Source organism: Delftia sp. RIT313, assembly GCF_000632165.1.
In the GTDB taxonomy this organism is placed as follows: Bacteria; Pseudomonadota; Gammaproteobacteria; order Burkholderiales; family Burkholderiaceae_C; genus Comamonas; species Comamonas acidovorans.
In genome coordinates this window covers 1-21,493 of the sequence record NZ_JFYT01000037.1, presented here as the reverse complement: position 1 = coordinate 21,493, position 21,493 = coordinate 1, and the positions used below count along the sequence as shown (strand labels likewise).

Annotated in this window: 20 protein-coding genes; 14 read left to right on the top strand and 6 right to left on the bottom strand. The window is 61.5% G+C overall.

Annotated features, from left to right (window positions below):
- The first annotated feature begins 17 nt into the window (after positions 1-17).
- From BW39_RS09355 to BW39_RS09345, 3 genes are read left to right on the top strand one after another with little or no spacing between them, the layout of a single operon-like run.
- The gene (locus BW39_RS09355; RefSeq protein WP_016449980.1) at positions 18-374 is read left to right on the top strand and encodes a hypothetical protein; all 357 of its coding nucleotides are present in this window, start codon (positions 18-20) and stop codon (positions 372-374) included.
- Between the two features lie 52 nt (positions 375-426).
- A complete protein-coding gene (locus BW39_RS09350) occupies positions 427-882 on the top strand; it encodes a hypothetical protein (RefSeq protein ID WP_016449981.1) in 456 nt (151 codons plus the stop codon).
- A 17-nt stretch (positions 883-899) separates the two neighbouring features.
- The gene (locus BW39_RS09345) at positions 900-1,556 is read left to right on the top strand and encodes a phage adaptor protein (RefSeq protein ID WP_043821306.1); all 657 of its coding nucleotides are present in this window, start codon (positions 900-902) and stop codon (positions 1,554-1,556) included.
- Between the two features lie 7 nt (positions 1,557-1,563).
- Here the strand turns inward: BW39_RS09345 and BW39_RS30970 are convergent, their stop codons facing one another.
- A complete protein-coding gene (locus BW39_RS30970; protein ID WP_152547216.1) occupies positions 1,564-1,926 on the bottom strand; it encodes a hypothetical protein in 363 nt (120 codons plus the stop codon).
- A gap of 151 nt (positions 1,927-2,077) precedes the next feature.
- On the opposite strand from BW39_RS30970, the gene BW39_RS09340 reads away from it, so the two are divergent.
- A complete protein-coding gene (locus BW39_RS09340; RefSeq protein WP_052155305.1) occupies positions 2,078-3,451 on the top strand; it encodes a hypothetical protein in 1,374 nt (457 codons plus the stop codon).
- 1 nt (position 3,452) lies between these two features.
- On the opposite strand, the gene BW39_RS09335 is transcribed toward BW39_RS09340, so the two are convergent.
- Complete coding sequence (locus tag BW39_RS09335) at positions 3,453-3,788, bottom strand: hypothetical protein (protein ID WP_043821303.1); 336 nt, start codon at positions 3,786-3,788, stop codon at positions 3,453-3,455.
- 96 nt (positions 3,789-3,884) lie between these two features.
- Between BW39_RS09335 and BW39_RS30965 the strand changes: the two genes are divergently transcribed.
- From BW39_RS30965 to BW39_RS31665, 4 genes are all read left to right on the top strand, one after another.
- A complete protein-coding gene (locus BW39_RS30965) occupies positions 3,885-4,712 on the top strand; it encodes a hypothetical protein (protein ID WP_152547215.1) in 828 nt (275 codons plus the stop codon).
- A 469-nt stretch (positions 4,713-5,181) separates the two neighbouring features.
- Positions 5,182-5,481, top strand: coding sequence for a hypothetical protein (locus tag BW39_RS30960; RefSeq protein ID WP_152547214.1), 300 nt, complete (start codon positions 5,182-5,184; stop codon positions 5,479-5,481).
- 2,005 nt (positions 5,482-7,486) lie between these two features.
- Positions 7,487-9,658, top strand: a complete 2,172-nt coding sequence (locus tag BW39_RS30955) for a hypothetical protein (RefSeq protein ID WP_152547213.1) — start codon at positions 7,487-7,489, stop codon at positions 9,656-9,658.
- A 141-nt stretch (positions 9,659-9,799) separates the two neighbouring features.
- Positions 9,800-16,030: an LPD38 domain-containing protein gene (locus tag BW39_RS31665; RefSeq protein ID WP_200871508.1), complete on the top strand. Its 6,231-nt coding sequence runs from the start codon at positions 9,800-9,802 to the stop codon at positions 16,028-16,030.
- Here BW39_RS31665 and BW39_RS31660 read toward each other — a convergent pair.
- Positions 16,020-16,190 (bottom strand): hypothetical protein, encoded by a 171-nt coding sequence (locus BW39_RS31660; RefSeq protein WP_200871507.1) that lies wholly within the window; start codon positions 16,188-16,190, stop codon positions 16,020-16,022. The two genes, BW39_RS31665 and BW39_RS31660, sit on opposite strands and share 11 nt — an antisense overlap.
- Positions 16,191-16,597: 407 nt before the next feature.
- Between BW39_RS31660 and BW39_RS30950 the strand changes: the two genes are divergently transcribed.
- The 3 genes from BW39_RS30950 to BW39_RS09310 all read left to right on the top strand — a co-directional run bounded on the left by BW39_RS30950 (position 16,598) and on the right by BW39_RS09310 (position 18,218).
- Positions 16,598-17,125, top strand: a complete 528-nt coding sequence (locus BW39_RS30950) for a hypothetical protein (protein ID WP_152547212.1) — start codon at positions 16,598-16,600, stop codon at positions 17,123-17,125.
- A gap of 170 nt (positions 17,126-17,295) precedes the next feature.
- Positions 17,296-17,586 carry a hypothetical protein gene (locus BW39_RS09315; protein WP_043821297.1) on the top strand — a complete coding sequence of 97 codons (291 nt, stop codon included), beginning with the start codon at positions 17,296-17,298 and terminating at the stop codon, positions 17,584-17,586.
- A gap of 224 nt (positions 17,587-17,810) precedes the next feature.
- A complete protein-coding gene (locus BW39_RS09310) occupies positions 17,811-18,218 on the top strand; it encodes a hypothetical protein (RefSeq protein ID WP_052155304.1) in 408 nt (135 codons plus the stop codon).
- Positions 18,219-18,345: 127 nt separating this feature from the next.
- Here the strand turns inward: BW39_RS09310 and BW39_RS09305 are convergent, their stop codons facing one another.
- A complete protein-coding gene (locus BW39_RS09305) occupies positions 18,346-18,597 on the bottom strand; it encodes a putative hemolysin (protein WP_013802146.1) in 252 nt (83 codons plus the stop codon).
- A 131-nt stretch (positions 18,598-18,728) separates the two neighbouring features.
- Between BW39_RS09305 and BW39_RS09300 the strand changes: the two genes are divergently transcribed.
- From BW39_RS09300 to BW39_RS09290, 3 genes are all read left to right on the top strand, one after another.
- On the top strand, positions 18,729-19,016 hold the full coding sequence (locus tag BW39_RS09300) for an H-NS histone family protein (protein WP_012205896.1): 288 nt from the start codon (positions 18,729-18,731) through the stop codon (positions 19,014-19,016).
- 177 nt (positions 19,017-19,193) lie between these two features.
- The gene (locus tag BW39_RS31655; RefSeq protein ID WP_172642938.1) at positions 19,194-19,331 is read left to right on the top strand and encodes a hypothetical protein; all 138 of its coding nucleotides are present in this window, start codon (positions 19,194-19,196) and stop codon (positions 19,329-19,331) included.
- Positions 19,332-20,041: 710 nt separating this feature from the next.
- Positions 20,042-20,830 (top strand): class I SAM-dependent methyltransferase, encoded by a 789-nt coding sequence (locus tag BW39_RS09290; protein ID WP_043821293.1) that lies wholly within the window; start codon positions 20,042-20,044, stop codon positions 20,828-20,830.
- 49 nt (positions 20,831-20,879) lie between these two features.
- On the opposite strand, the gene BW39_RS09285 is transcribed toward BW39_RS09290, so the two are convergent.
- A complete protein-coding gene (locus BW39_RS09285; protein WP_012205894.1) occupies positions 20,880-21,161 on the bottom strand; it encodes a hypothetical protein in 282 nt (93 codons plus the stop codon).
- A gap of 151 nt (positions 21,162-21,312) precedes the next feature.
- A partial coding sequence (locus BW39_RS09280) for a hypothetical protein (RefSeq protein ID WP_043821291.1) occupies positions 21,313-21,493 on the bottom strand: 181 nt, incomplete at its 5' end.

The following is a 21,493-nucleotide window of genomic DNA, read 5'->3' as shown; positions in this document are numbered from 1 at the left end:
CCGACAAGGAGCACATCATGGCTGACAACGTTGCGGGTCAGACCCGCACCCGCTCGGACGACCAAGGCACGCCTGGCTTTGCCCAGGGCAAGGTCGTCTTGGACGCCACCACCATCGTGGCCGGTGACGATCTCTTCTTCCCTGTGGGCTTCAAGCCGCGCTACGTGCGGCTGCAAAGCTCCAGTGGCGTCTGCATCGAATGGTATGCAGGCATGGCCGAGAACTCTGCCTTCAAGGCTGCTGCTGACGGCGCACGCACGCTGTCCGCATCGGCGGGCGTGAAGACCGACCCGCGCGGCTTCCGCGTTTCCCAGAACGCCACGTTGGCGGCCGTGGTCGCGTCCCAGACGCTGTACTACGTCGCCCAGGTCTGAACCAAAGCCCGGCCCAGTGCCGGGCGCAACCCCCTCATTTCAGGAGAAACGCATGGCACGCAACACCACCGCAGTGGATGCAACCAACCAATACCTCGGCAAGGAGTCCACCGTCCAGATCGGTGAGATCGGCCAGGGCGACGTCGAGGTCGTCGACAAGCCGCTGCCCTCTGGTGCGCTGGAGCTCGAAGCCTTCATGAACGAACCCGTCACGGTCATGGTCTACGAGTCCACCGACGAGAACGACATGGACATGGTGCTGGTGGGCGTGAATGGCGTTTCCCAATACTTTCGCCGCGGCGTGGCCCAGACCGTGAAGCGCAAGTTCGTGGAGCGTCTGGCACGCGCCAAGCGCACCGACTTCGATCAGAAGCTCGATGACCGTCTGGGTGAGGCCATGAACAACCTGCGTCAGCGCCACGGCCTGCGCTACCCCTTCACCGTCGTCGAAGACCGCAACCCCCGTGGCGGCGCGTGGCTCAAGGGCGTGCTGGCTGAAACCCAGTAATCGAACCGAGGCCCGCCATGAACCTCCAGGAGATGATCCAGCTGTATCGAGCCCAGGCCGACGATGCCGAGCCCGATCCGCTGTGCCGGGACCCGATCCTGACGATCTACGCCAACGAGGCCCAGGAGGAGGCGTGCCGCCGCGCCCAGCTGCTGCGCGATTCCACCTCTCCCATGTGCAAGGTGGCGTTCGGGGCGGGCGACGAGTCCGTGGCCCTGGCCCCGCAGGTGGTGCGCGTGCTGCGCGCCTTCGTGGCCGGCCAGGCCGTGGAAGTGCTCAACGTGGAAGAGATGGACTGCGCCATGCCGGGCTGGCAGTTCCAAGAGCGCCAGGACGTGCCGCAGCGCCTGGTCACCGGCTTGACCACGGGCCGCCTGCACCTGTGGCCTACGCCAGCAGCAGCCGGCGAGATCCGGCTGACCGTGCAGCGACTGCCCCTCAAGACGCTGCGCTGCGACATCGACAAGCCAGAGATCCGCCCGGAGCTGCACAAGGCCCTTGTCGAATGGATGCTCTACCGGGCCTACAGCACTCAGGACACCGAGCTGTACAACGATGCCAAGGCCGCCGTCTGCCTGCGCCGCTTTGAGGAAGAGTTCGGGCGCAAGGCCAGCGGGCGCAATGAGGAATGGGTGCGGTCGCGCGAGGTGGCTGTGCCGGGGCCGCTGGCCTGACTCTTCATCATCCCCAAACTGGCGGCTTGCAAGCAGCGTTCGATAGTCCCAGGACATCTGGGAAAAAATCGCCGAAGGTCCAGAAGATCGTGCCCATCGCTGCTGCCCAACTGGAGAAGTGGGTATAGACCACTCGTTTGGGGATACCCCAACGCCAGGGCTCATTGAACTGTTCTGTTCTTGCCGCCATGTATCCTTGAATCACCACGGCGACTCCAACCAAGACCCCTCCCATTCGTGGAAGCCAACATACATCGGGCCAGAGATTCATCAGCACGCGCGACGATGTATATACAGTGAGAAGCGCGCATGTGTTTATCCAGTGGGAGTAGTTGCGCTCGTTGATAAAACGCGTCAGAAGACGATTCATTAAATAGTTTCAATCTGTTTTGGTGGCTCTATCCTAACGCTTGGATTTGGATGGAAGCTACGCAGCTGGGGCATTCATGAAAGCCCCCCAGTACGGTTTTCAACAGTTTCTGTTGTGAGCCACACTGCCATGAAGCAACCAAGGAACGCTCATGGCCACCAATCCTTTCCTCGAAGAAGCCCGCCGACGTGATGCTCTGGTGGGCCAGATCCCAACCGGCGGCCAGCGGCAGGCCCCGGCAGCGGACGGCTCGCAAGGCAACATCCTGAACAACGACCTGGGCCGCAACCTGGCCGCGCTGCCCAGCGTGGGCAACATCCCTGGCGCGGCGCTGCGTGGCACTGGGCTGGTCGCCCGGGCCTTCGGTGCTGCACAGCCGGCAATGTCCGGCGTGGGCCAAGCCGCACAGGCAGCAGCACCCTATGCGCCCGTGGTGGCCGGCGGTGCCGCACTGGCCGGCGCCGCGAATGCCGACACCCCGAGCACCACGCCGCCGCCCATGGCCCGGCCTGTGTCGCCTTTGGTGCAGGCTGCACGGGACAACCCGGTGACGCCCACGCCCGCACCTGCTGCAGCACCAGCACCCGCTGCCGCCCCCGGCACCACCTCCAACGTCTCCCGCATCGGCAACAGCTACTCCGGCACCAACGTGGCCGGCGACATCTCGATCAACGGCTCCGCCCCGCGTGGCTCCGTCACATCGCTTCCGGCCGGCGCAGCACCCTCTGGCTTCGGCGGCCCCTTGGTCCAGGCCGCTGGCATCAGGCCCTGGGGCAGCGACCGGCCCGGCTTCAGCATCATGGACAACCCCATGGTGGCGCGTGCACTTGGTGGCGGCCCCAGCGCACAGAACATGGGCGCAGCCGACAACCTGGCCGCCCAGGGCAACATCGAATCCATGGCCCGTCTGCGGGCCTCGGGCCAGATTGCCACGCCCGGCCCCGGCCCGTCCATGAGCCTGTCCGGTGGCACCCTCGGTATCCGCCGTGCCCCAAGCATCGTGGCCTCCGAGCTGGGCGCGCAGCGTGGCTTTGACCGTGCCGAGGGCCGCGACCCCGCATCCCTGCAGCGCGCCACCTCCATCTACCAAGCGCTGCTCCAGCAGCAGGGGCAGAACCAGCGCGCTGGCATGCAGGCCGGGCTGACCCAGCAGCGCCTGGACATGGACCGCGAGACGCAGGGTTACACGAACCGCACGAACCGGCTGGTGGAGGCGGCGCGCAATCAGGTGGCCCAGCAACAGGACCCGACCAAGCGCCGCAGCCTCGTGCAGTACATGCGGGACATCGAGGGCGGGGCGCCGCAGTCTGATCCGTATCTGGTGGTGCCCGGCGGGCAGCAGGTGGACCCAACCAGCGGCCGGGCCTACAACACCCCATCCACGGTGTTCAATCGCCAGAGCGGGCAGTTTGTGCTGCAGCCGGGGCAGCAGGCCCAGGGTCAACAGTTCCAGGCTGGCCAGGTCTACGTGGATGGGCAGGGCCGTCGCGCCAAGTTCAACGGTACAGGCTGGGAGCCCGCATAGGTCAGTTCACCGGGCGGGCAGTCGATGGGTCGAATGGGATGTCATACAGCCGCCGACAAGCCATCCCAATCAACTCCGCCGCCCTGGTGCTGCGCGTATCTCCCGCCTTCTTCGCTGTGCACTCTGGCCCGGACTTGAACCCCAGCATGCCCCGGCCATCTCCCTGGGGCACGGCCTGAATCCCGCCAGGGTGCTCAGCGCTGCAGACCTGGAACACTGCCTGGGCTGCGACATCGTTCTGCGTGCCGGGGAGCTTGTCGAGCAGGCAGGTGGCCATGTTGGCGGCCAGGGCCGGGGCGGCGAGGAGGAGGGCGGGGAGGATTAGGAGGGGGCGCATGGGCGGAATGTAGCAGTCCTTTCTACAGAAACCTCACATCTATCGATGCCACCGCAGTGACCTGCCCGCTACATGAATCTTTGACAACGCACTCACATGAACCTCTACAACCTCTCCTTGTATACTGCCGCGATGGTCAAGTTACAACCTCAAACAATTGCCCAGTCGCTCATGGAAAAAATCCAAGAGCACTTGAATACAGAAGAGGCTGTGTCTGACTGGGATATGAGGCTGCTTCAACGCGAGGCAGATGCACTGGCAAAAGTAGATCCAGCTGCCGCCAGTGTATGCAGGTCTGCGCTTGCCGTTCTTCAATGGGATATCGATAAAGTTGATTATTGGATTAACAACTCAATAAAACTTGATCCATCATCTGTCGTTTTTCTAAATGCGTCTGTAACGAGTCGACTAATCGGGAAGATACAGCAGTCTGCAGACTATGCAGAGCGAGCGATTGAATTAGATCCATTGAATGTGCCAGTTGTGCATAGTGCTTGTGATGGGTTGATTTTTGATGGTAGATATTCCAGATGCTTAGAACTAATTAATAAAATTGCTGGCGGCTCCACTAAACTGAAAATAATTGAAGATGATGTTAAGGATTGCCTGAATGAGATCTCTCGTTGCGGAACTGACGAGAATAAAATTCAGTATCAACTTAGAATTGTTTCGGATTTGGCAACTGAGCAGATGGTTCGTATCGTTGCCTTGGAGACGAAAGCTATTGATGATCCCGAGGGCTATAGTACCTATCGGGTCAGAGTCCGTTTTGTCGGCGGTATAGAAAAAGAGTTGGAGCTTGAGGACGCTCTAGCCGTAAGACTGTCATCTATTGATGGATGGGACCCTTTAAGTCTTAATGTTGAATTCAAATATCTAACTAAAGATGAGCTGCACGCCAGAGGATCTGCTTACATTAGCTGAAGCGCTAGCAGATAGTGAGCCATGCGGAGAAGCGCAAAGACGTTGCGCTATATCGCGTGCCTACTATTCGTTATTTCATGTTGTTGATAAGTTATTTGAAAAAATCAATGGTGACGCGCGAGTCGGCGGGGAGTCATCTCACGCGCATACTATTCGGCGAGTTAGAAGTTATTCCATGATATCTGATGCAGGCAGAGAAAGTGCAGCGAGGCTCGCGAAGGCTATGGTGCGGCTCAAGGATGAGCGAAATCAAGCTGACTATCATCTAGATGAAAAGATAGAAATGCGAGATGTGCAGGACGTGATTCAGAGGGTCCGTTACGCACACTCTCTGTGCGTCGATATAGAACGACGACGGCAAGTAGTTGCAGCGAACCAGAGACTGGAATAATTGGCTATTCTGGTCTAATATTAGCCCGCCCTGAGCGGGTTATTTGTTTGGACTTATTTTCAAGAGCCGAGGGAATCTATGGACGAGTTGACTCTGCTTGCTAGCAATGTGGCTATTGCATTTGTTGGTGGGCTGGTCGGCGCTGCGGGCGGTGCATGGGGTGCCCAGCGCATTGTTGAGAAGACCAGCATTAGAAAAGAGCTATTGTCAGAATTGAGAAGCGTTAATGCACTAATACAGTTGGGGGCATCGGTCTGTAATACAGCTATCGGCTTCAGGAGTCAGTTTTCAAGGTCGCTGCATGAAAATTTGGTTCAGAAACAAAATGATATTGAGTATGTCGAGAATTTGCATTTGATTGGCGGTGATCAGATATAACTTCAGTTTGATTTTCAGAGATTCCCATCGCCAGAAGCTCCTATTGAAATAATCCAGGAAATATTGCATTCCAAGATATCAAATAGTGGCAGGACCATAGCGGCTGCAAGTGAAATGTATGCTGCGCTCAGGGGCTTGGGAAAAGTCGTGCAAGAGCGTGATTTCATGATTCAGAGATTTGTGAGTGGAGAAATACCAAAGGATAAAGCTCACTACGTTTATCTTGGGTTAAGGCAAGAGGACGTTTTAGTCACAGATGTCACCTATCCAAAACTTGTGGAATCTATAGATTCTTTTGCTCAGGATTTAGCATTTTTTTCGCACATACTTTGTGTTGACCTAGTTGCTCATGGGCATAAGGTTCGGAATGCTTTAATAAACATCCTACGAAAAAAATCGCACTCATCGATACCTCGGGTTAGTACCATAGATTTCTCGAGGCCTCTAAATGCTGGATTTCTTCCTCCAGATAAAAATTATGCAAAGTGGCTTGCTGGATTTCATCTGACTGATAGCTCTGAGAGTACAGCCTCAAGTCTTATCGAGAGGCTTAGATCACGCGTGTGGCGTGGTCAAAAGAAAGGAAAACTGGCCGAGTAGCGGGCGCACTGGTTTTGAGAGTCCACACAAGCCCGCCCCGCGCGGGCTTCGTCGTTTCTGAACCCAGCCCTGCGCTAGAAGCTCATCACGTGCGTTCGCCTGCAGTCCAGTTCTGATTTGGGCACAGCATTTCGGCAGCTGCGGCTGATGGCGAAGCTTCTGTCGCCGGTGCGGCAATGGCTGCGGCTCGCAGTTGCCAAGGCAGGGTGCGGTGCTGCTTCGCGATGAGCCAAATCGCCGCAGCTATCGCAAGCGCTCCCAAAATAAGCAGGGCCAGTGCTCCCGTAGGCGACCACTGGGGTTGTTGGTCGCTGTCCTGGCCCGGCTTGCACTCATCCATGTGGACCCTCTGCCGAATTGGCAACGGCAGGAGTTATTGATACTCGCATGTCAGTACACCTCGATTGGTTAAATGTGAGCGCATGCTACCGTTTTTTCGGGTCTTGTACCAATATGTATCTTCTCCCAGGCTGTGAGGCTGTACAGGCGGCAATCAGCATGCCCACCCAGCTTAGGCCAACCCCTACCTCGTCATCTCGTTTTGGACGGCACAGGTGCGGTACAACAGGTTCAGAGTTTCTTTCGCTCAGTATTTCTTCAGGGTGCAGCCATGCCAGATTCAATCCAAGCCCCGTGCCCCCTATGCAACCTCCAGTGCACTGCCTTCCTCGAAGACTATGGAAAGTGGATGCACTTTTCCTGCCGCTGTTGTCGCGAGCTGAAGGTGAACAAGATGGTGATCAGCAAGCTCCGCGCTGAATCCAATGACGTGCGCGAGCAGCTGTCACAACAGGCGCGGGCCTTGAGGGATGGCGAATATCTCCACATCGCTGCAACGGATCAGGGCTCGTTGCTGCCCCGAGGGCAATCTGCCTGGACAGCTGAGGTGCGGACGCGGCCCGTGTGAGCAGCGTCCAAGAAAAAGGCCCGCTGGGCGGGCCTGGCTGCCTGTGCGGCAGTGAACACATTGTTCAGCGCGCACATGGCGCTGTAGACTTTCTGAGCTGCCTTTGCGGCAGTGAACCACCTGTCTTTTGCTTCTGCCGACAGATCACATTTCTGAGCTGCCTATACGGCAGTGAATTTTGGTGCAGGGCTAAGCACTCGAAGGAGGAGTTTCTGAGCTGCCTACGCGGCAGCGAATGCCGCGCGGCGCTGGGCTCTGTTGAGTTCCATTTTCTGAGCTGCCTACACAGCAGTGCCCGAAGCGTACCACTCCACGCCCAGAGGTGGCCACCGGCCCATGTTAGCGTGCCGGCGATAGCCAGCACTGAGCCCGGCACGAGCAGGAATAGGGGGAGGAGCTATGTATGGAGGTTTCCGAATTATCGCCCAATGTACTTGTGTTAGGCTGCCGCTGAGCTCCATGAATAAGCCGCCAAATTAACTTTCGGAGATAACTGCATTGACTTCAGGCAGCATCGCGGCGCAAAGCCCAAGACATGCTCGAGTATTGCCCAGCTTCGCTGTGCGCTTCGTCGCCAAGCCCCTCGACTGCACTTTAGGAATGGTAGATGCCAGCGAGCTGCTCGCTTGGCAGCGACCTTGTTTGCCCAGCAATGGAACGGCCAACGATCTACGGGCACACTTCGTCAAGCGCCGGCGTCCGTCGTTTGACGTCATATGGGAGTCGAGAGTCGACGTAAAAATTGTAGAGCAATGGCGGACCGTTCTAAATGATGAAGAGCGCTTGCGTATGGTGCCTCTGCTCAGGAATGAAGAAGCCATCAATTCGTTTCCGAGTCTGTCGCTGCGCGCTGTCAAAGACGCTTTGAGAATGCCAGTTGCTGATACGTTAGGTGTTTTGGCCAAGCTGGAAGCGCTCTACTGGGTTCCCGCGCTCTGGCGCAAATCTACAGCAACCACTGTTTACGCGAGTGGCGATGTTCCTGTTGATGCTGAATTCTCCGATCGCATGAGTGTCTGCCTCTCATCGCCATGGATTGAGGCACTTGAGTCGAATGACCTTCGTTTCCCGGCCGCAGATGGTCGAAAGCTATCGGTCTGGATTGCTGAACAGCTGAGACGACCCGTGATGTCTGCCGCAGTTCATGACCTTTGCGTCCGGCTTTTGGATGCGGGCAAGGCGACTTGGGCGGATGAGCTCGCTGATCTAGTCATCTATGGTATCGATCAAGCTGATCCGCGCCCGGGATCAGAGGAGGCCCGGCAGCGCTGGATCGGGATTTTCCTGGCTCGATATGGTGGACCGCGTGGATTGGAGCTCCAAGCGGTGGGAGATCGCTACGGCATCACAAGAGAGCGCGTGCGCCAGATTTGCGATGCGATCCTCGTATCTTTGCATGCCCAGCCCGTGAAGATGCCAGCTCTGGAGCAGCTCTTGAGCGTGGCGACCCGGATTATGCCGTTGCCGCTGGAAGAGGCGGATACGCAACTAGCCCGCTTTCTTGGCGAAGGCTGCGGACTTCAGGCAGCGCTCCAGTTCGCTGAGGTTATGGGCCTACCAAGCCCTGTCCAACAGACCTCGGCATTGGCCCGCACCCACGAGGGCTATAAGCCAGTCGTTATTGTGGAAACTGCTCTTGCGCCTGCAACATGGGTAAGCGCTGCGTTGGCTCATGCACGGCGTGATTGCACATTCGTGGGGTGCACGAACTTCGTTCGGATCGCTGGGCTCCTTGCGTTGGAGCAAGGAGTCGCGCAGGATTTGGAAACCCTGCAGGCGGTGTTCTCGAAGGCTCCCGGTTTTCGCCTGTTGGATTCTGATTCTGGATGGTTCACCTTGGCTGATAGTGAAAGCAGTGCTGCAGCCAATCGAATGCGCAAACTCATGAGTGTGGCAACTGGAAGTGTTGAAATCGACACTGTCGCTTCTGCGCTTATGACGGATGATCGGTGGCTCTATCGAGAAGGCGCTCGCGCTCTTGCTGTGCCACCCGTGCACGTCTTGGCTGAGCTGTTCGCGGGCTGGCAGTGGCTAACGGCCAACGGTCACAACAAGTACACCGCCAAGATAAAGATTGAAAAAACAGAAGTTCTCTCGAAAACCGAGCTTGGGGCTATCGAAGCAATTGAGATGCATGGAGGAGCGGCAACCCGGTCTGAGTTGGCGGCGCACCTGATCGGGAATCTTGGTGTCAGCAATGTGGCTGTCAGTCAAGTTACGGCAACGTCCTCAGCACTCTGCAAGCTGGATCACGCCATCTACGGGATTCGTGGCCGAAGCCTGCCTGCGGAAGCTCTTGCCGACGCTCGTAAGCGAAAAATTGCCCAACAGTTGGCAAGCCTTCCCTCCTCAGAGTTCGCTTCGAAGGAGATCGATCTCTCAATTCCTGTACGAACCATGATTACCCAGTCAGCTTCTTCCAAGTCAGCTAGTCGGCGGGTCGTGTACTTGCCTAACTATCTGTCTGGAAAGATTTTGGGCGACTTCGAACATGAAAGTCACACATTGCCGGCTATCAGTGTCAAGGCCAATAATCAAATACGTCGGCTCACAGCTGCAGCGGAAGAATTGGGCATTAGGCCCGGGGAACGCTTCGAGATTATCTTTGACGTGGTGAGCAGGACATACGCAATTCCAAAACCCGAAAGACCTACCGCCCTCCCGGCGTAGTCAATACTGGAACCTCTTGCGCGCATAAAACCGAAACGGCCCACTTATTTTTCGCAGCAGCCCGCACCAGCGGGGTTTTCTTCGCCCGCGCGTACCCCGCGTAGGGTTCGCCTGCCTCGGTCTCTATGGCGAGACTGGGGCATGGCATTCGAATTCGACCCCACAACCGCAAAGCCTCAGGGATCTGGCGCCCTGGACTTCGACCCTGGCTCGGCCACGCCCTACAAGCCCAAGTCCCGCAATCCCCTGGCCGTCCTGAACGACACAGCCATCGAGGCGGCGAACGCGGCGGCCGGCGGCGTCTCGGCGGCTGCGAACTTCGTCAAGCCCGGCAACGATGTCTCGGGTTGGATTGACAAAAACATCATCCAGGCCGGCGAGGCCGCGCAGAGCGATGTGGTCAAGGCCTCCAAGCAGCAGTTCCGGCAGAAGGTACAGGACGCTGATGGTGTCGGCGGCGAGCTGGCGGCCGTGGGCAAGTACGTGGCGCAGAACCCGCTGCTAGCTGCGGCGCAGGCTGCGGGCTCGTTCGTTGGGCCCGGCCTGGCGGTGAAGGGCGCAGGCCTGGCGGCGCGTGCCGGCGGCCTGGCTGGCAAGGCAGTGGAGACGGCGGGCCGCGCGGGCGGCGTTGCTGCTGGTGCTGCGATGGCTGGTGGTGATGCTGCTGGCACGGCCTACGACCTGGCGAAGCAGGGCGGCGCCACAGAGGACCAGGCTGTGTCTGCTGCGCGCGGAGCCAGCGTGCTGCCGGCCGTGGTCGGTGGTGCTGGCGGTGCCTTCGGTGCTGAGCGGCTGCTGGCCGACGGCAAGGGATTTGCTGGTGGTGCTGCTGCGCGTGCCGTGAAGACGGGTGCCAGCGAGGCAGCGCAGGAAGCTGTCGAGGAAGGTGTCACCCAGTACGAGGGCCAGCGGGCGGCCATGCCGTTCGATCAGAGCATTGATCCCTCGAAGGGTGTGGCGGCTGCGGCCGGCATGGGCGCGGCCCTGGGCGGCGTCACGGGTGCCGGCACGTCGCTGCTGACGGTTGGGCACACGCGCGGCCAGCAGCCACAGCAGGATGAGCAGCAGGCCCCCGCCGAGGTAGCTGCCACGCAGGCGCCGCTGCTGCTGGGCAACCAAACACCCGAGCGCCTGATTTCCTTCCCTGACGGCAGCGTCGGCCGCGTGGGCGAGGTGGAGAGCTACCTCGCCAACCTGCCCGAGGACCAGCGGGAGGAGGTACGGGCCAAGATCATGGGCCAGTCGATCCGCGAGGTGAACGACCCTGACGCGCAGCAGGCCCGCCGCTGGTGGGAGAACTACGGCGACGGCCAGCAGCCTGCGCAGAGCCCCGATTACGTGGCCGAAGTCCAAGCCGCCGTGCGCAGCGGCACGCAGTTCTCCACCCAGCAGACGGTGGACACGGTGCGCGATGCGATGGAAGACGCCTGGCTGGCCCAGAACGTGGGTGCTGATCCTGCTGGTGCACCAGCCCCTGGTGCCGGGCTGCAGGCGGCTGATGCCATGGGCGTGCAGCTGCAGGGCCAGTTCCAGCAGGCCAGCGAGGACGCCGGCATCGCGGCCGTGGACGCCCGCGTGCGCACGGGCCGGATCTTGTCTGGGCTGCAGAACCTGCTGGATGGCGGGGCCGAGAACAGTGCCCAGGTGCTGGGCGGCCTGAACGAGGGCCTGGCCCGGATCAACGAGCAGCCGCTCGACGCCAGCGAGACGCAGCGCGTGCGCCGCATGGTGGACGCCTACATGGGATTCCGGGGTGTGGGTGAGCCTGCGCCGCTGCCTGCCGACCGCGCGCCAGCCGTGGACCCCTTCGCAGACAACGCCGCCATGGAGGCGCTGATTCCCCAGCGCCCGCTGCAGCGCCCCTCCGAGCGCATGGGCATCAACCCCGCAGACGGTCCGCTGTCGCGCGGCGCGGCCATGGCGGTGGATGCCGGCTTCGACGCCACCCAGCAGGCCGCCCTGCAGGCCCAGGAGATCGCAAATGCCCAAGGTGCCCAGGCACAGGCTGCCGCCGTGGCCGCCCCATCAGCCATTCCCCCAACCGGACCCGGCGCCCTGGAAGCCGCTGGGCCTGGCCCCCTGACCCAAGCCACAGGAGCCACCTTTGCCCCGCAAGCCGATCAAGCCCAGCAAGCTGGCGCGCAACCTCCGCAAGCAGCTGGAGCGCCAGGCGCGCCGGCTGCTGGTGCTGCTGCAGCGCAGGAAGGTCTGACGAATGCCAGCACCACGACTTTCAACGATGGCGCGCAAGGCGGCCCGGCGCCAGGCTCGCAAGGACAAGCGCAGGCAGCAGCAGCCCGCCCGGCCAACTGGCGATCCAGCTCGCTTCCTGCCGGCCGCGTGGCCCGGAGTCTGGGAATAGATCCCAAGGGCAAGAGGCTGGCGCAGATCCTGGCTGAGGTGGATGCAGCTGACGCGGCGCGCGCTGGGCAGCAGCAGGCCGCACGGGCCCTGAACGAAGAATCCCCCGCAGCTCAATGGGTGGACGCATCTGCCCGGGCCGCTGGCCCTGACCTGACTTCCATCCGCTCTGCGGGGGATGCCGCCAGTGTAGAGCAGGCTGCCGCAGCGCAGTTCAGCCGCAACATGCCCGAGGAACTGGCCCGGACGCTCCGCCGCCTGCGCCCGCCGCCGGCTGCCGCCACGAATTCCTCTGTGCGCCAAGCCGTGAACCAGCTGGTGGGCGGCATGGGCGTGCTGCCCAACAGTCTGGGCCGCATCGTGGTCACCACCTCCGACGACATCCGTGCCAACTGGGAGCCGCTGATCGGTCCGGTGGCCATGGGAGCCGAGGGCGGCGGCAAGGCCCAGGGCTTCTACGCCCCCAACTCCAAGACCGTGTTCGTCATCTCTGACCACATCGTGGCCGGCGACGAGCTGGGCGTGGTGGCGCACGAGCTGATGCACAAGCACGGGCCTGCGGTGCTGGGTGAGGAGGGCTGGAACCAGCTGCATGGTGCCATCGGCGGTTGGGCCCGTGCGCCAGAAGGCAGCCTGGAGCGGCAGGTCTACAACGAGGCCGCCGCCCGCGTGCGTGATTCCCAGCCGGCTACAGGCGACACGCAGGCCTATTCATCGCAGGAGCTGTTCCCCTATGCCGTGCAGGTCGCCCTGGAGATGGGTGTGCGGCCCAGTCCCCTGGCCAAGCCCGGCACCGTGGCGCGCTGGCTGGACCAGGTGCGCAAGGCTCTGCGTCAAGTGTGGGTCAAGATCGCCGGCAGCCGCGCCGACTTCAACAGCCAGGACCTGGTGAACCTGGCGTTCGGAATCGCGCAGCGGGAGAACCCGGCGCTGGCTGGCGGGCTGGATGGGGTCATCGCCGGGATGGAGGGCGAGATTCGGGCGGTCATTGAGGCTGCGCGCGGTCCTGGTCATGCACCCCAGAAGGCTGTACTGGGGCAGGTGTCGGATTGGCTCGCCCGCGAGGTGGTGCGAGTAGGCCTCGATGTGGCGGGCTTCTCGCACGTACTGGATGGATCTGCTGTGCGCCACATGATCAAGAATCACTTCGATGGTGGTGGCGAGCGCGCGCGCGGGCAGGTGCCGTTGACCGATCAGGATCTCATGAGGCTGCCAGAAATCGTGAGCAGCCCGGACCGTGTGGTGCTGGGCACTACCAATCGGCTCGGCAAGCAGCAGATTGTCTATGTGAAAAAGATGGAGGATGGGTCCGTTCTGTACCTCGAAGAGGCTCGGACTGGTAGGCGGGAACTGGCGGCAGTGTCTGCCCGAAAGTATCCCGCCACGACGAATGTAGAGACCGTGGTCTCCACCCTGCATCCCAACGCCCAAGGCGATGGCGGGAATGGGTTGATTGTATTGACCCCGCCGGAAGCTGGCAAGAATGGGGGGGATGGGCTGCAGTTCAGCCGGGCCGCGCCGGCCGCACCCACGGCCAGCGACTACACCGCCGAGCAGGCCCGTGCCGCAGAGCATGCCTTCGGCGTCCAGGTGAAGCAGACCTGGGCCGAGCGCGCGCAGGCCATGCGCCAGAACTTCGGCACGCGGCTGCGCCAGGGCCTGGTTGACCAGTTCGCCCCCATCAAGGAGATCAGCGAGAAGGCCTACATCCTGGCGCGCCTGTCCAAGGGCAGCGACGGTGCGGTGGAAGCTGCGCTGCTCTACGGCAAGCCCTACCTGCGCGACGGCGTGGCCGACGTGGACATCAAGGACGGCGGCTTCGCCAACGTGCTGGCCAGCCTCAAGGGGGAGCACGACCGATTCTTCCAGTGGGTGGCCGCCCAGCGTGCCCAGCGCCTGAAGGCCGAGGGCAAGGAGAACCTGCTGACCGACCGCGACATCACGGCCTTGCGCTCGCTGGATGCCGGCCGCATGGCCGACGGCACGGCGCGCATGCCTCTGTACGCTGCCGCGCTGCGGGAGCTCAACGCCTTCAACGAGGCCAGCCTCAAGGTGGCGCGTGACTCGGGCCTGATCGACCAGGCCGCCTACGACCTGATGAAGGACCAGCCCTATGTGCCGTTCTACCGCCTCATGGAAGAGGACGGCGGCATGCGCGGCCCGCGCTTCAGCTCCGGGCTGGTGAACCAGCAGGCCTGGAAGAAGCTCAAGGGCGGCACACAGCAGCTCAATGCCGACCTGCTGCAGAACACGCTCATGAACTGGAGCCACCTGTATGCCGCCGCCGCGCGTAACCGGGCCTCGCAGGAGACCATGGACGCGGCCGAGAAGCTTGGCGCTGCCGAGCGCGTGCCGGCGGACACCAAGGGCTCGGTGAAGGTCATGCGCAACGGCTTGGCCGAGCATTGGGCCATTGAGGACCCGCTGCTGGTCGATGCGATCTCAGCCATGAGCTACACGCCCGGCGGCATCGTCAAGGTCATGGCGCCGTTCAAGCGCCTGCTGACCTTCGGTGTCACGGTGAACCCCACCTTCAAGATTCGCAACCTGATCCGTGACAGCCTCTCGGCCATCGCCCAGAGCGACCTGAGCTACAACCCGCTGGAGAACGTCGCCAAGGGATGGAAGGCCACGGCCAAGGACAGCCAGACCTACGCCTCCATGCTGGCCAGCGGCGGCATCATCAAGTTCGGCACGCAGGAGAACACCAACCAGCTGCGCGGGCAGATCGAGCGCCTGGGCGGCACCATGCTGGACAAGCAGGGCTTCGACAAGCTCAAGGACAAGATGCGTTCCCTGTGGGAGGTGTACGAGGAATTCGGCGACCGCACCGAGAACGTGAACCGCACGGCGCTGTATGAGCGCCTGCGCGCCAAGGGTCTGAGCCATGCCGAGGCCAGCTTCCAGGCCCGGGACCTGATGGACTTCAGCATGTCCGGCAAATGGGAGACGGTGCGTTTCCTGGCCCAGACCGTGCCCTTCCTGAACGCCCGCCTGCAGGGCCTGTACAAGCTGGGCCGTGCTGCCGGCGAGGACCCGCGCCGCTTCGCCGCCATGGCCGGTGCTGTCTCAATGGCCAGCCTGGGCCTGCTGGCCGCCTATGCCGATGACGACGACTGGAAGAAGCGCGAGGACTTCGACCGGGACAACTTCTGGTGGTTCAAGATTGGCGACAAGGCCTTCCGGATCCCAAAGCCGTTCGAGGTGGGTGCCATCGGCACGGTGGCCGAGCGCACGGCCGAGCTGATGATGAGCGAGGAGATGACGGGCAAGCGCTTCGGCCAGCGCATCAGCGACATGGTGTTCAACACCTTCGCCATGGACCCGACGCCCCAGGCCATCAAGCCCTTCCTGGACGTCTACGCGAACAAGGACAGCTTCAGCGGCCGGGCCATCGAGGGCATGGCCGATGAGCGCCTGCGCCCGCAGGACCGCTACAACGAGCGCACCTCGGAAGTGGCGCGCCTGCTGGGCTCCTGGGGCCTGCCCGACCCGGTGCGCCTGGCCAAGGGGGAGTACTCGGGCCTGAGCCCGAAACAGGTGGACTTCCTCCTACGCGGGTACTTCGGCTGGCTGGCCACGGTCAGCACCACGGCCACGGACACCATTGCAAGGCCCATGCTCGACCGTGGCGAGCGCCCGTCCATGCGCCTGCGCGATACCTTCCTGGCCGGCAACTTCATCGAGGAACTGCCCACGGGCTCTAGCCGCTACGTCACCACCATGTACGAGCAGGCCAAGGGCGTGGAGCAGGCCTGGGCCAGCCATCAGGCCGCCATCAAGTCGGGCGACATCGAGCTGGCGCGCAGTATTCAGGAGGAGGAGGGACCGAAGCTGCGCAACCGCATGGCCATCAACGCCGCCAAGCAGCAGATGGCGGAACTGGGCCAGCGCGCCAAGAAGATCGAGGGGGATCGGCTCATGACCGGCGAGATCAAGCGCGAGCGGCTGACCCAGATCGAGCAGCAGCGCAACGCCTTCGCGCAGCGCGTGGCCAAACTCACAGACTGATGGCGCCGCGCCGGATGAACTGCCAGATGAAGCCCACGGCGCCGAGCCCGATGATGATCAGCCAGTAGGTCTCGATCATCGAGCGGCGCTCGTCGGGCGTGGTCAGCTTGAAGAAAAGGACGGCTGCGATCACGAGCAGCCAGAAGATGATGCCGGGCATGGTGTGATGCCATGAAGCAAGGGCACAAATAGCAATCCGCACAGAGTGGATAGCAATAAGTCACTGCTATCTTATTGCGAGTGTTTGGAATTCTGGGCTATTGAAGATTGGATTGCTTGCTTTGCGCGCGTGATAGCCTTCGTCTTGGCAATTTGGCCAACTATGAAGGGGTTGTTGTGAGTGCAATTAAAAAGTGCGCGGTCGCTGCTTTGTCCGTGTCCGCAATCGGTGCTAGCTTCACGGCTTCGGCGCAGGCTACACCAGAGTATCCGTCGAGAATCGTGTTCTCTAGATCTATCGTGGGTGGCAGCGCGGTGGATAGAGTGCAAGAGCAGTACTCATGGGGCCTGCAAACGCTTCCGTCCCACAAGATTTCCCAACCAACTCGGGGTTTCTTGCATCACACGATGGGTACGACGCAGCCGTCTGGCACACAGACTCAAGAAATCACGTTCCGCTTCAGGAGTTCTGGCCTGTTCACAGCAAACCCTGGCGCGCATTTCGCAGTAGTGGGTCGCGGCGAAAGCACCTCTTGGTACAACCGTGGGCGCGGCCTCATCGTCGGAGGACTTGGTGGAACGGCCAACCCCTGCGCAGGCGGAGTGCGTAGTCAACCCGAGACTTGGTTTGTGAATCCCGCAAACGGAGAGCCAAGCAATTATGTTTGGGGTGGCTCATATTGCGGAAGCTGGATCTATGAGAACGCTTGGTATGACGTTCTGCTCCACGTGAACAGCACCAATTATTTCTCGTACACGATCAAGCAGAGTGGAACCACGGTCGGTGGTGGCTTCGCAATTGAAGACACTGTGAATTCTGAAAGCTGGATCATCAACAATAGGTTGACTGGCTTCACCTTCGGCCTTGTCTTCGCGGACAATCCCTCCGCACCATGGACGCTGGAATTCAGCGACATTAAGGTGAAGTGGTTCTAACCTGTAAAGCTACCTTGCCGCACAAGTTCTGACGGAGGCCCGCGGATTGCGGGCAATCTGGTCTCCACCAGCCTGCCTAGTACAGGCTTTTTTTTGTCGTTGATTTTGCTGTGTAGCGATGCCCCGGCTAGGGTTTGACCCATTCAGAGTTTCTCGGCACAGTCGGATGCATGCCAGCAATCCGCTCCTTCCGAGGCCTGAACAACGTCACCGATCCGCTGCAGCTCGGCCTGTCGTGGTCCGTGCGCGCCGACAACGTCGATGTGACGGAGTCGGGCGGGGTGCAGGTGCGTGTTGGCCGCTCGCTGGCGATGGCATGCACGCCCACGGGCCTGTATTCCACCCGCGATTTCAGCCGGCTGTATTTGACCGACGGCGGCGAGCTGCGCCAAGTTTTGGACGACATGACCGTGCATCCCTGGTGCAGGACGTGGGCCGCGATTAATGATCGGGTGCTGTAAGTGGTCGGCGATGCGGCCGGGATCATCACCGCCGAGGGTGAAGCGCTGCTGCGCCGTGATCTTGACCAGCTGCGCGCTGTCTTTGACGGCCTGCGCGAGCAAGTCAGGGATGCCGCATGCCGATTTGCCGGCGCTCTCCCCGCCGCCGTCCTTGATGGCGTGACTCTTCCTTCTGGGACAGCGGCCATTCGGGCGGGGAAAAGGCCGAATCACGGCTCTCGGGATTGGCCGACGAATCTGTGCCAACTATCTTGCCGGCTGATCTGGGTCAGAGCCCCAGGCTGCTGAACGCGGAGGTATCGGCCTCACCGTATGAAGAGCATTACGAGATGGCGCTTGTTTATTGCTTGGACCGCACGGCGAACTATGTGTTCTCGCTCACCCGTTTTCCCGACCAGGATGAGATCGAGTTGATAGTGCTGGACCAGTTGGTAACAAGGGTGCGAGATCTTGAAGTCACCCTGGATCGCCAAGTGCTGCGCGCTGATTCACCGCCTGAGGTAGCGCGGGATTTGGACGGAACACGCCAGTACGTGGTGACCCTGATGGTCCCCGAGGTGGAACTGCGGCAGGTGAAGGATGCATTGGCCAAGATCTTCGAGGGCAAGGCTGGGCTGTTCATTGCCTCGTGATCGGAGCCCACGCAAGAAAAAGGCTCGCTGGGGGGTATCGCTGCCTGCGCGGCCGTGAGCTGTGCATTTGCGCAGTGACGGCGGGGCGTTAACGACTTGCTTGTGTTTCGTGCAGAGCACTATCCCACTACTTGGCCGGATGGTCCTTGCGGTACAGCGTCCACTCTTCCATTTCCGTGCCGTTCGGCAGCACGCAGATGCCTTCCTGGCCCTGGGGCGTCTTCTCCATCCGGACTTGTCCGCCGATTTCACCGCAATAGACCGATGCGGGATTGGCCATGCCCACGGAGGGTGCCAGCTTCTGTTGGGCGCATGCGCTGAGTGCCAGTGCCACCAGGGCCACCAGCGCGATTCCTGAGAGTTCCAGTGCTTTGTTCATTGCGCCACTCTATACCTCTGGAGGTTGGGAGTGTTGCGTCCGCAACCTTCGGTTTGCGATGCAAAGGTATGTCAGCGCGGCATTTTGTGCATAGAATGCTGACTCGCTAGCATACAACCCAAGAAAAGTCCATGACACCTGATTACAAGACGCTCCTGCAGCAAAAGGCAGAGATCGAAGCACGCATTGCCGAAGTCCTGAAAGCCGAAAAAGGCGGGGCCATCGCCAAGGTTCGCGAGCTCGTCCAGCAATTCCAATTGACCCAGGAAGATGTGTTCAGCACGGGCAAGCGCAAGTCGCCCGTCGGTGCAGGCGTGCCCAAGTACCGTGATCCGTCCACCGGCGCAACGTGGACCGGCCGGGGCAAGCCTCCTGCGTGGATCAAGGATGCAGTGGACCGCACTGCCTTCGAAATCTGACCAACAGCCCGCACTCGCGGGCTTTGTCTTTTCTGGCCACTTGCGCTCAGTGGGCCCACGGCAGTTCACAAGCGTCACCTTGCGCCAAGGCCGACGCCCTTGTCCTGCTCTGCGCTGATTGCCTTAGCTGTGCTTGTCCGACAGAGCCGGTCCCGGGCGGCGACCATGCTTGAGGCCATGAACAAACCTACTCCCAACACCCCGGGCCAAGTGCCCACCTCGTCGTCCCGCAACCGGTTCGCCACCAAGCGAACCATGTACATCGTTGCCGCTATCGTGGCTGTGGCACTGGTGATCATGTTTGTGCCCTGGTAGGCGCGCATCGACGTCCCGCTCCCGCCCCCCGCTCATGTCCGCAAGGGCATGAGAAAGCCCGCCATCTGGCGGGCTTTCGTTTTGGGAAATCGCTTGCCTCAGTGCGCGTGGTGCGCCGTGGGTGCTTGCGCCGGGGGGAGTTGGGCCAACTTCTGCGAGCAGTCGCTGCACACATGCCACGCGTGGAATTGGCGGGCTCCTGTGGCGGGTTTTTCCTGTTCGCACTGGATGCAGAAGACGGCGGGGGCCAGGTCCATGAGCCGGATCGGCTCTCGGCCTTTCTTGGGACTACGCATAGCTCTCCTTCAAAGTGTTGCTCCTCGGTATCCATTGGGCGCCGGGTTGGGAAAGGCCGGTCGTCAGCGGGCGCGCCATGGCGCAGCAGAAGCCAGCGCCATCGAGGGTGCGTGTTCAACTTACAGCCAAGCCGTCTCACGGTTGTGACTTCCGCATGACCGTGTGGGGAACGCGCCGCAGTGGTTTGACAGTGCAATTTGCGCAGTCTTAGAATTTGCCTCTTCCATTCCTGCGACCGCTGCGAGCCTGACATGAACCTGTGACGCCTTCGGACCCTAGTCCGACCGATCCCCCGAAGCCCATTCCCGGCCCACGGCGGACGCCCGCGTCACCACCTGCATGCCCGTTGACTGCTCCGCGTTTTCTGAACGCAACCTCGCGTCGCCGTGCGGCCTCTTTATGAAAGAGTGCCCATGACAGAACCCATCGACATCCTTGCCCACAACACCGCTGCCTGGAACCTGCAGGCAGCGAAAGACTGCGACTGGTCGCGCCCGGTCGACAGCGCTGAAATAGCCCGGGCCCGTGCCGGAAGCTGGCAGGCGCGGCTCACGCCCGGCCCCTTGCCAGCGGGCTGGCTGGATGATGTGCGCGGCCTGCGCATCCTCTGCCTTGCCGGCGGCGGCGGCCAGCAGGGGCCCATTCTTGCGGCGGCGGGTGCGCAGGTCACCGTGTTCGATGCCTCCGCCGGGCAGCTTGCACAGGACCGTCATGTGGCGCAGCGCGAAGGCCTTGCGCTGACCTGCGTGCAGGGCGACATGCGCGATCTGGGCGTTTTTGCAGATGCCGGCTTCGATGTGATCTTTCACCCCATCTCCAACCTATACGTGCCTGATGTGCGGCCCGTATGGCGTGAATGCGCGCGGGTGCTCGCGAAGGGTGGGCGCCTTCTGTCCAGCTTCTGGAATCCGGTGGTCTTCGTGGAGGACCGCGATCCCGCGTTGCGCGAGCAAGGGCTCATGCGGCCTGCGCGGCGCCTTCCGTATTCCGATGTGGTGGATTTGCCGCCCGCAGCGATCGATGCCAAGCGGGAGCGCAATGAGGCGCTGGTGTTCGGCCATACGCTGGCCGATCAGATCGGCGGCCAGCTGGATGCGGGGTTGGTGCTGACGGGATTTCATGAAGACTGGCAGCCCCAAGCCCGTTTTGTGATCGAGAAGTTCGTGCCGACCTTCATTGCGACACGTTCGGTGAAACTCTGAAGGTGCTGCTGCCTGGCCTTGACGCCCTCAGGTCGGCCTCAGGTCGCCCTTAGGTGCGCAAGGCCGGCGTCCAGGTCTGTTGCTGGGCGGGTTCGGTCACGGGCTGCGCCGGCTTCGGTCGGGGTGCTGGGCCCTTGGCCTGGGACGATGGCTGGGCCTGCCGTGCTTGCTCGGCGCCGGATTTGGCCAGCAGCATCATCACGGCCATGCAGATCAGCGTCAGCATGAGCACCACGCAGATGGGGCCCAGATCCACGGAGGCGATGTCCAGCCCCTTCAGCGACTGCCAGCGTTCTGAGCGTACTTCCAGTGGTTCTTCGGGATCGGCCATGGCACCTCCACTGCGTTGAGTGTGGACACATGCTAGGCGTAAGTGAGCATGCAAACAATATGGGGACTTCGCCAGGATGTGAGGGTATACAGCAGCCCCGGCTCGGTTGGCTTCACGCTTGAAGGCTCTTTCCGTTGCTGCCGTGTGACAGCTACTTGACCCACATCAACTGCACCGCCACGGCCAGGGCGATGGCCAGCAGCGCCAGCAGCACGGCCATTGCCACGATGGTGACCGCCCTGCGGCGCTTTGCCTTGCGGGGGTTGCGCAAACGGGGCGGGGTGGGAGAGGGCTGCGTGGCATCCAGCGCCGCAATTCTTGCCAGCCAGTCT

Coding starts and splice junctions, on each gene's coding strand:
- BW39_RS09355 (WP_016449980.1), top strand. CDS start 18: ATGGCTGACAACGTTGCGGGTCAGACCCGCACCCGCTCGGACGACCAA.
- BW39_RS09350 (WP_016449981.1), top strand. CDS start 427: ATGGCACGCAACACCACCGCAGTGGATGCAACCAACCAATACCTCGGC.
- BW39_RS09345 (WP_043821306.1), top strand. CDS start 900: ATGAACCTCCAGGAGATGATCCAGCTGTATCGAGCCCAGGCCGACGAT.
- BW39_RS30970 (WP_152547216.1), bottom strand. CDS start 1,926: ATGAATCGTCTTCTGACGCGTTTTATCAACGAGCGCAACTACTCCCAC.
- BW39_RS09340 (WP_052155305.1), top strand. CDS start 2,078: ATGGCCACCAATCCTTTCCTCGAAGAAGCCCGCCGACGTGATGCTCTG.
- BW39_RS09335 (WP_043821303.1), bottom strand. CDS start 3,788: ATGCGCCCCCTCCTAATCCTCCCCGCCCTCCTCCTCGCCGCCCCGGCC.
- BW39_RS30965 (WP_152547215.1), top strand. CDS start 3,885: ATGAACCTCTACAACCTCTCCTTGTATACTGCCGCGATGGTCAAGTTA.
- BW39_RS30960 (WP_152547214.1), top strand. CDS start 5,182: ATGGACGAGTTGACTCTGCTTGCTAGCAATGTGGCTATTGCATTTGTT.
- BW39_RS31665 (WP_200871508.1), top strand. CDS start 9,800: ATGGCATTCGAATTCGACCCCACAACCGCAAAGCCTCAGGGATCTGGC.
- BW39_RS31660 (WP_200871507.1), bottom strand. CDS start 16,190: ATGCCCGGCATCATCTTCTGGCTGCTCGTGATCGCAGCCGTCCTTTTC.
- BW39_RS30950 (WP_152547212.1), top strand. CDS start 16,598: ATGGGTACGACGCAGCCGTCTGGCACACAGACTCAAGAAATCACGTTC.
- BW39_RS09315 (WP_043821297.1), top strand. CDS start 17,296: ATGCCAGCAATCCGCTCCTTCCGAGGCCTGAACAACGTCACCGATCCG.
- BW39_RS09305 (WP_013802146.1), bottom strand. CDS start 18,597: ATGAACAAAGCACTGGAACTCTCAGGAATCGCGCTGGTGGCCCTGGTG.
- BW39_RS09300 (WP_012205896.1), top strand. CDS start 18,729: ATGACACCTGATTACAAGACGCTCCTGCAGCAAAAGGCAGAGATCGAA.
- BW39_RS31655 (WP_172642938.1), top strand. CDS start 19,194: ATGAACAAACCTACTCCCAACACCCCGGGCCAAGTGCCCACCTCGTCG.
- BW39_RS09290 (WP_043821293.1), top strand. CDS start 20,042: ATGACAGAACCCATCGACATCCTTGCCCACAACACCGCTGCCTGGAAC.
- BW39_RS09285 (WP_012205894.1), bottom strand. CDS start 21,161: ATGGCCGATCCCGAAGAACCACTGGAAGTACGCTCAGAACGCTGGCAG.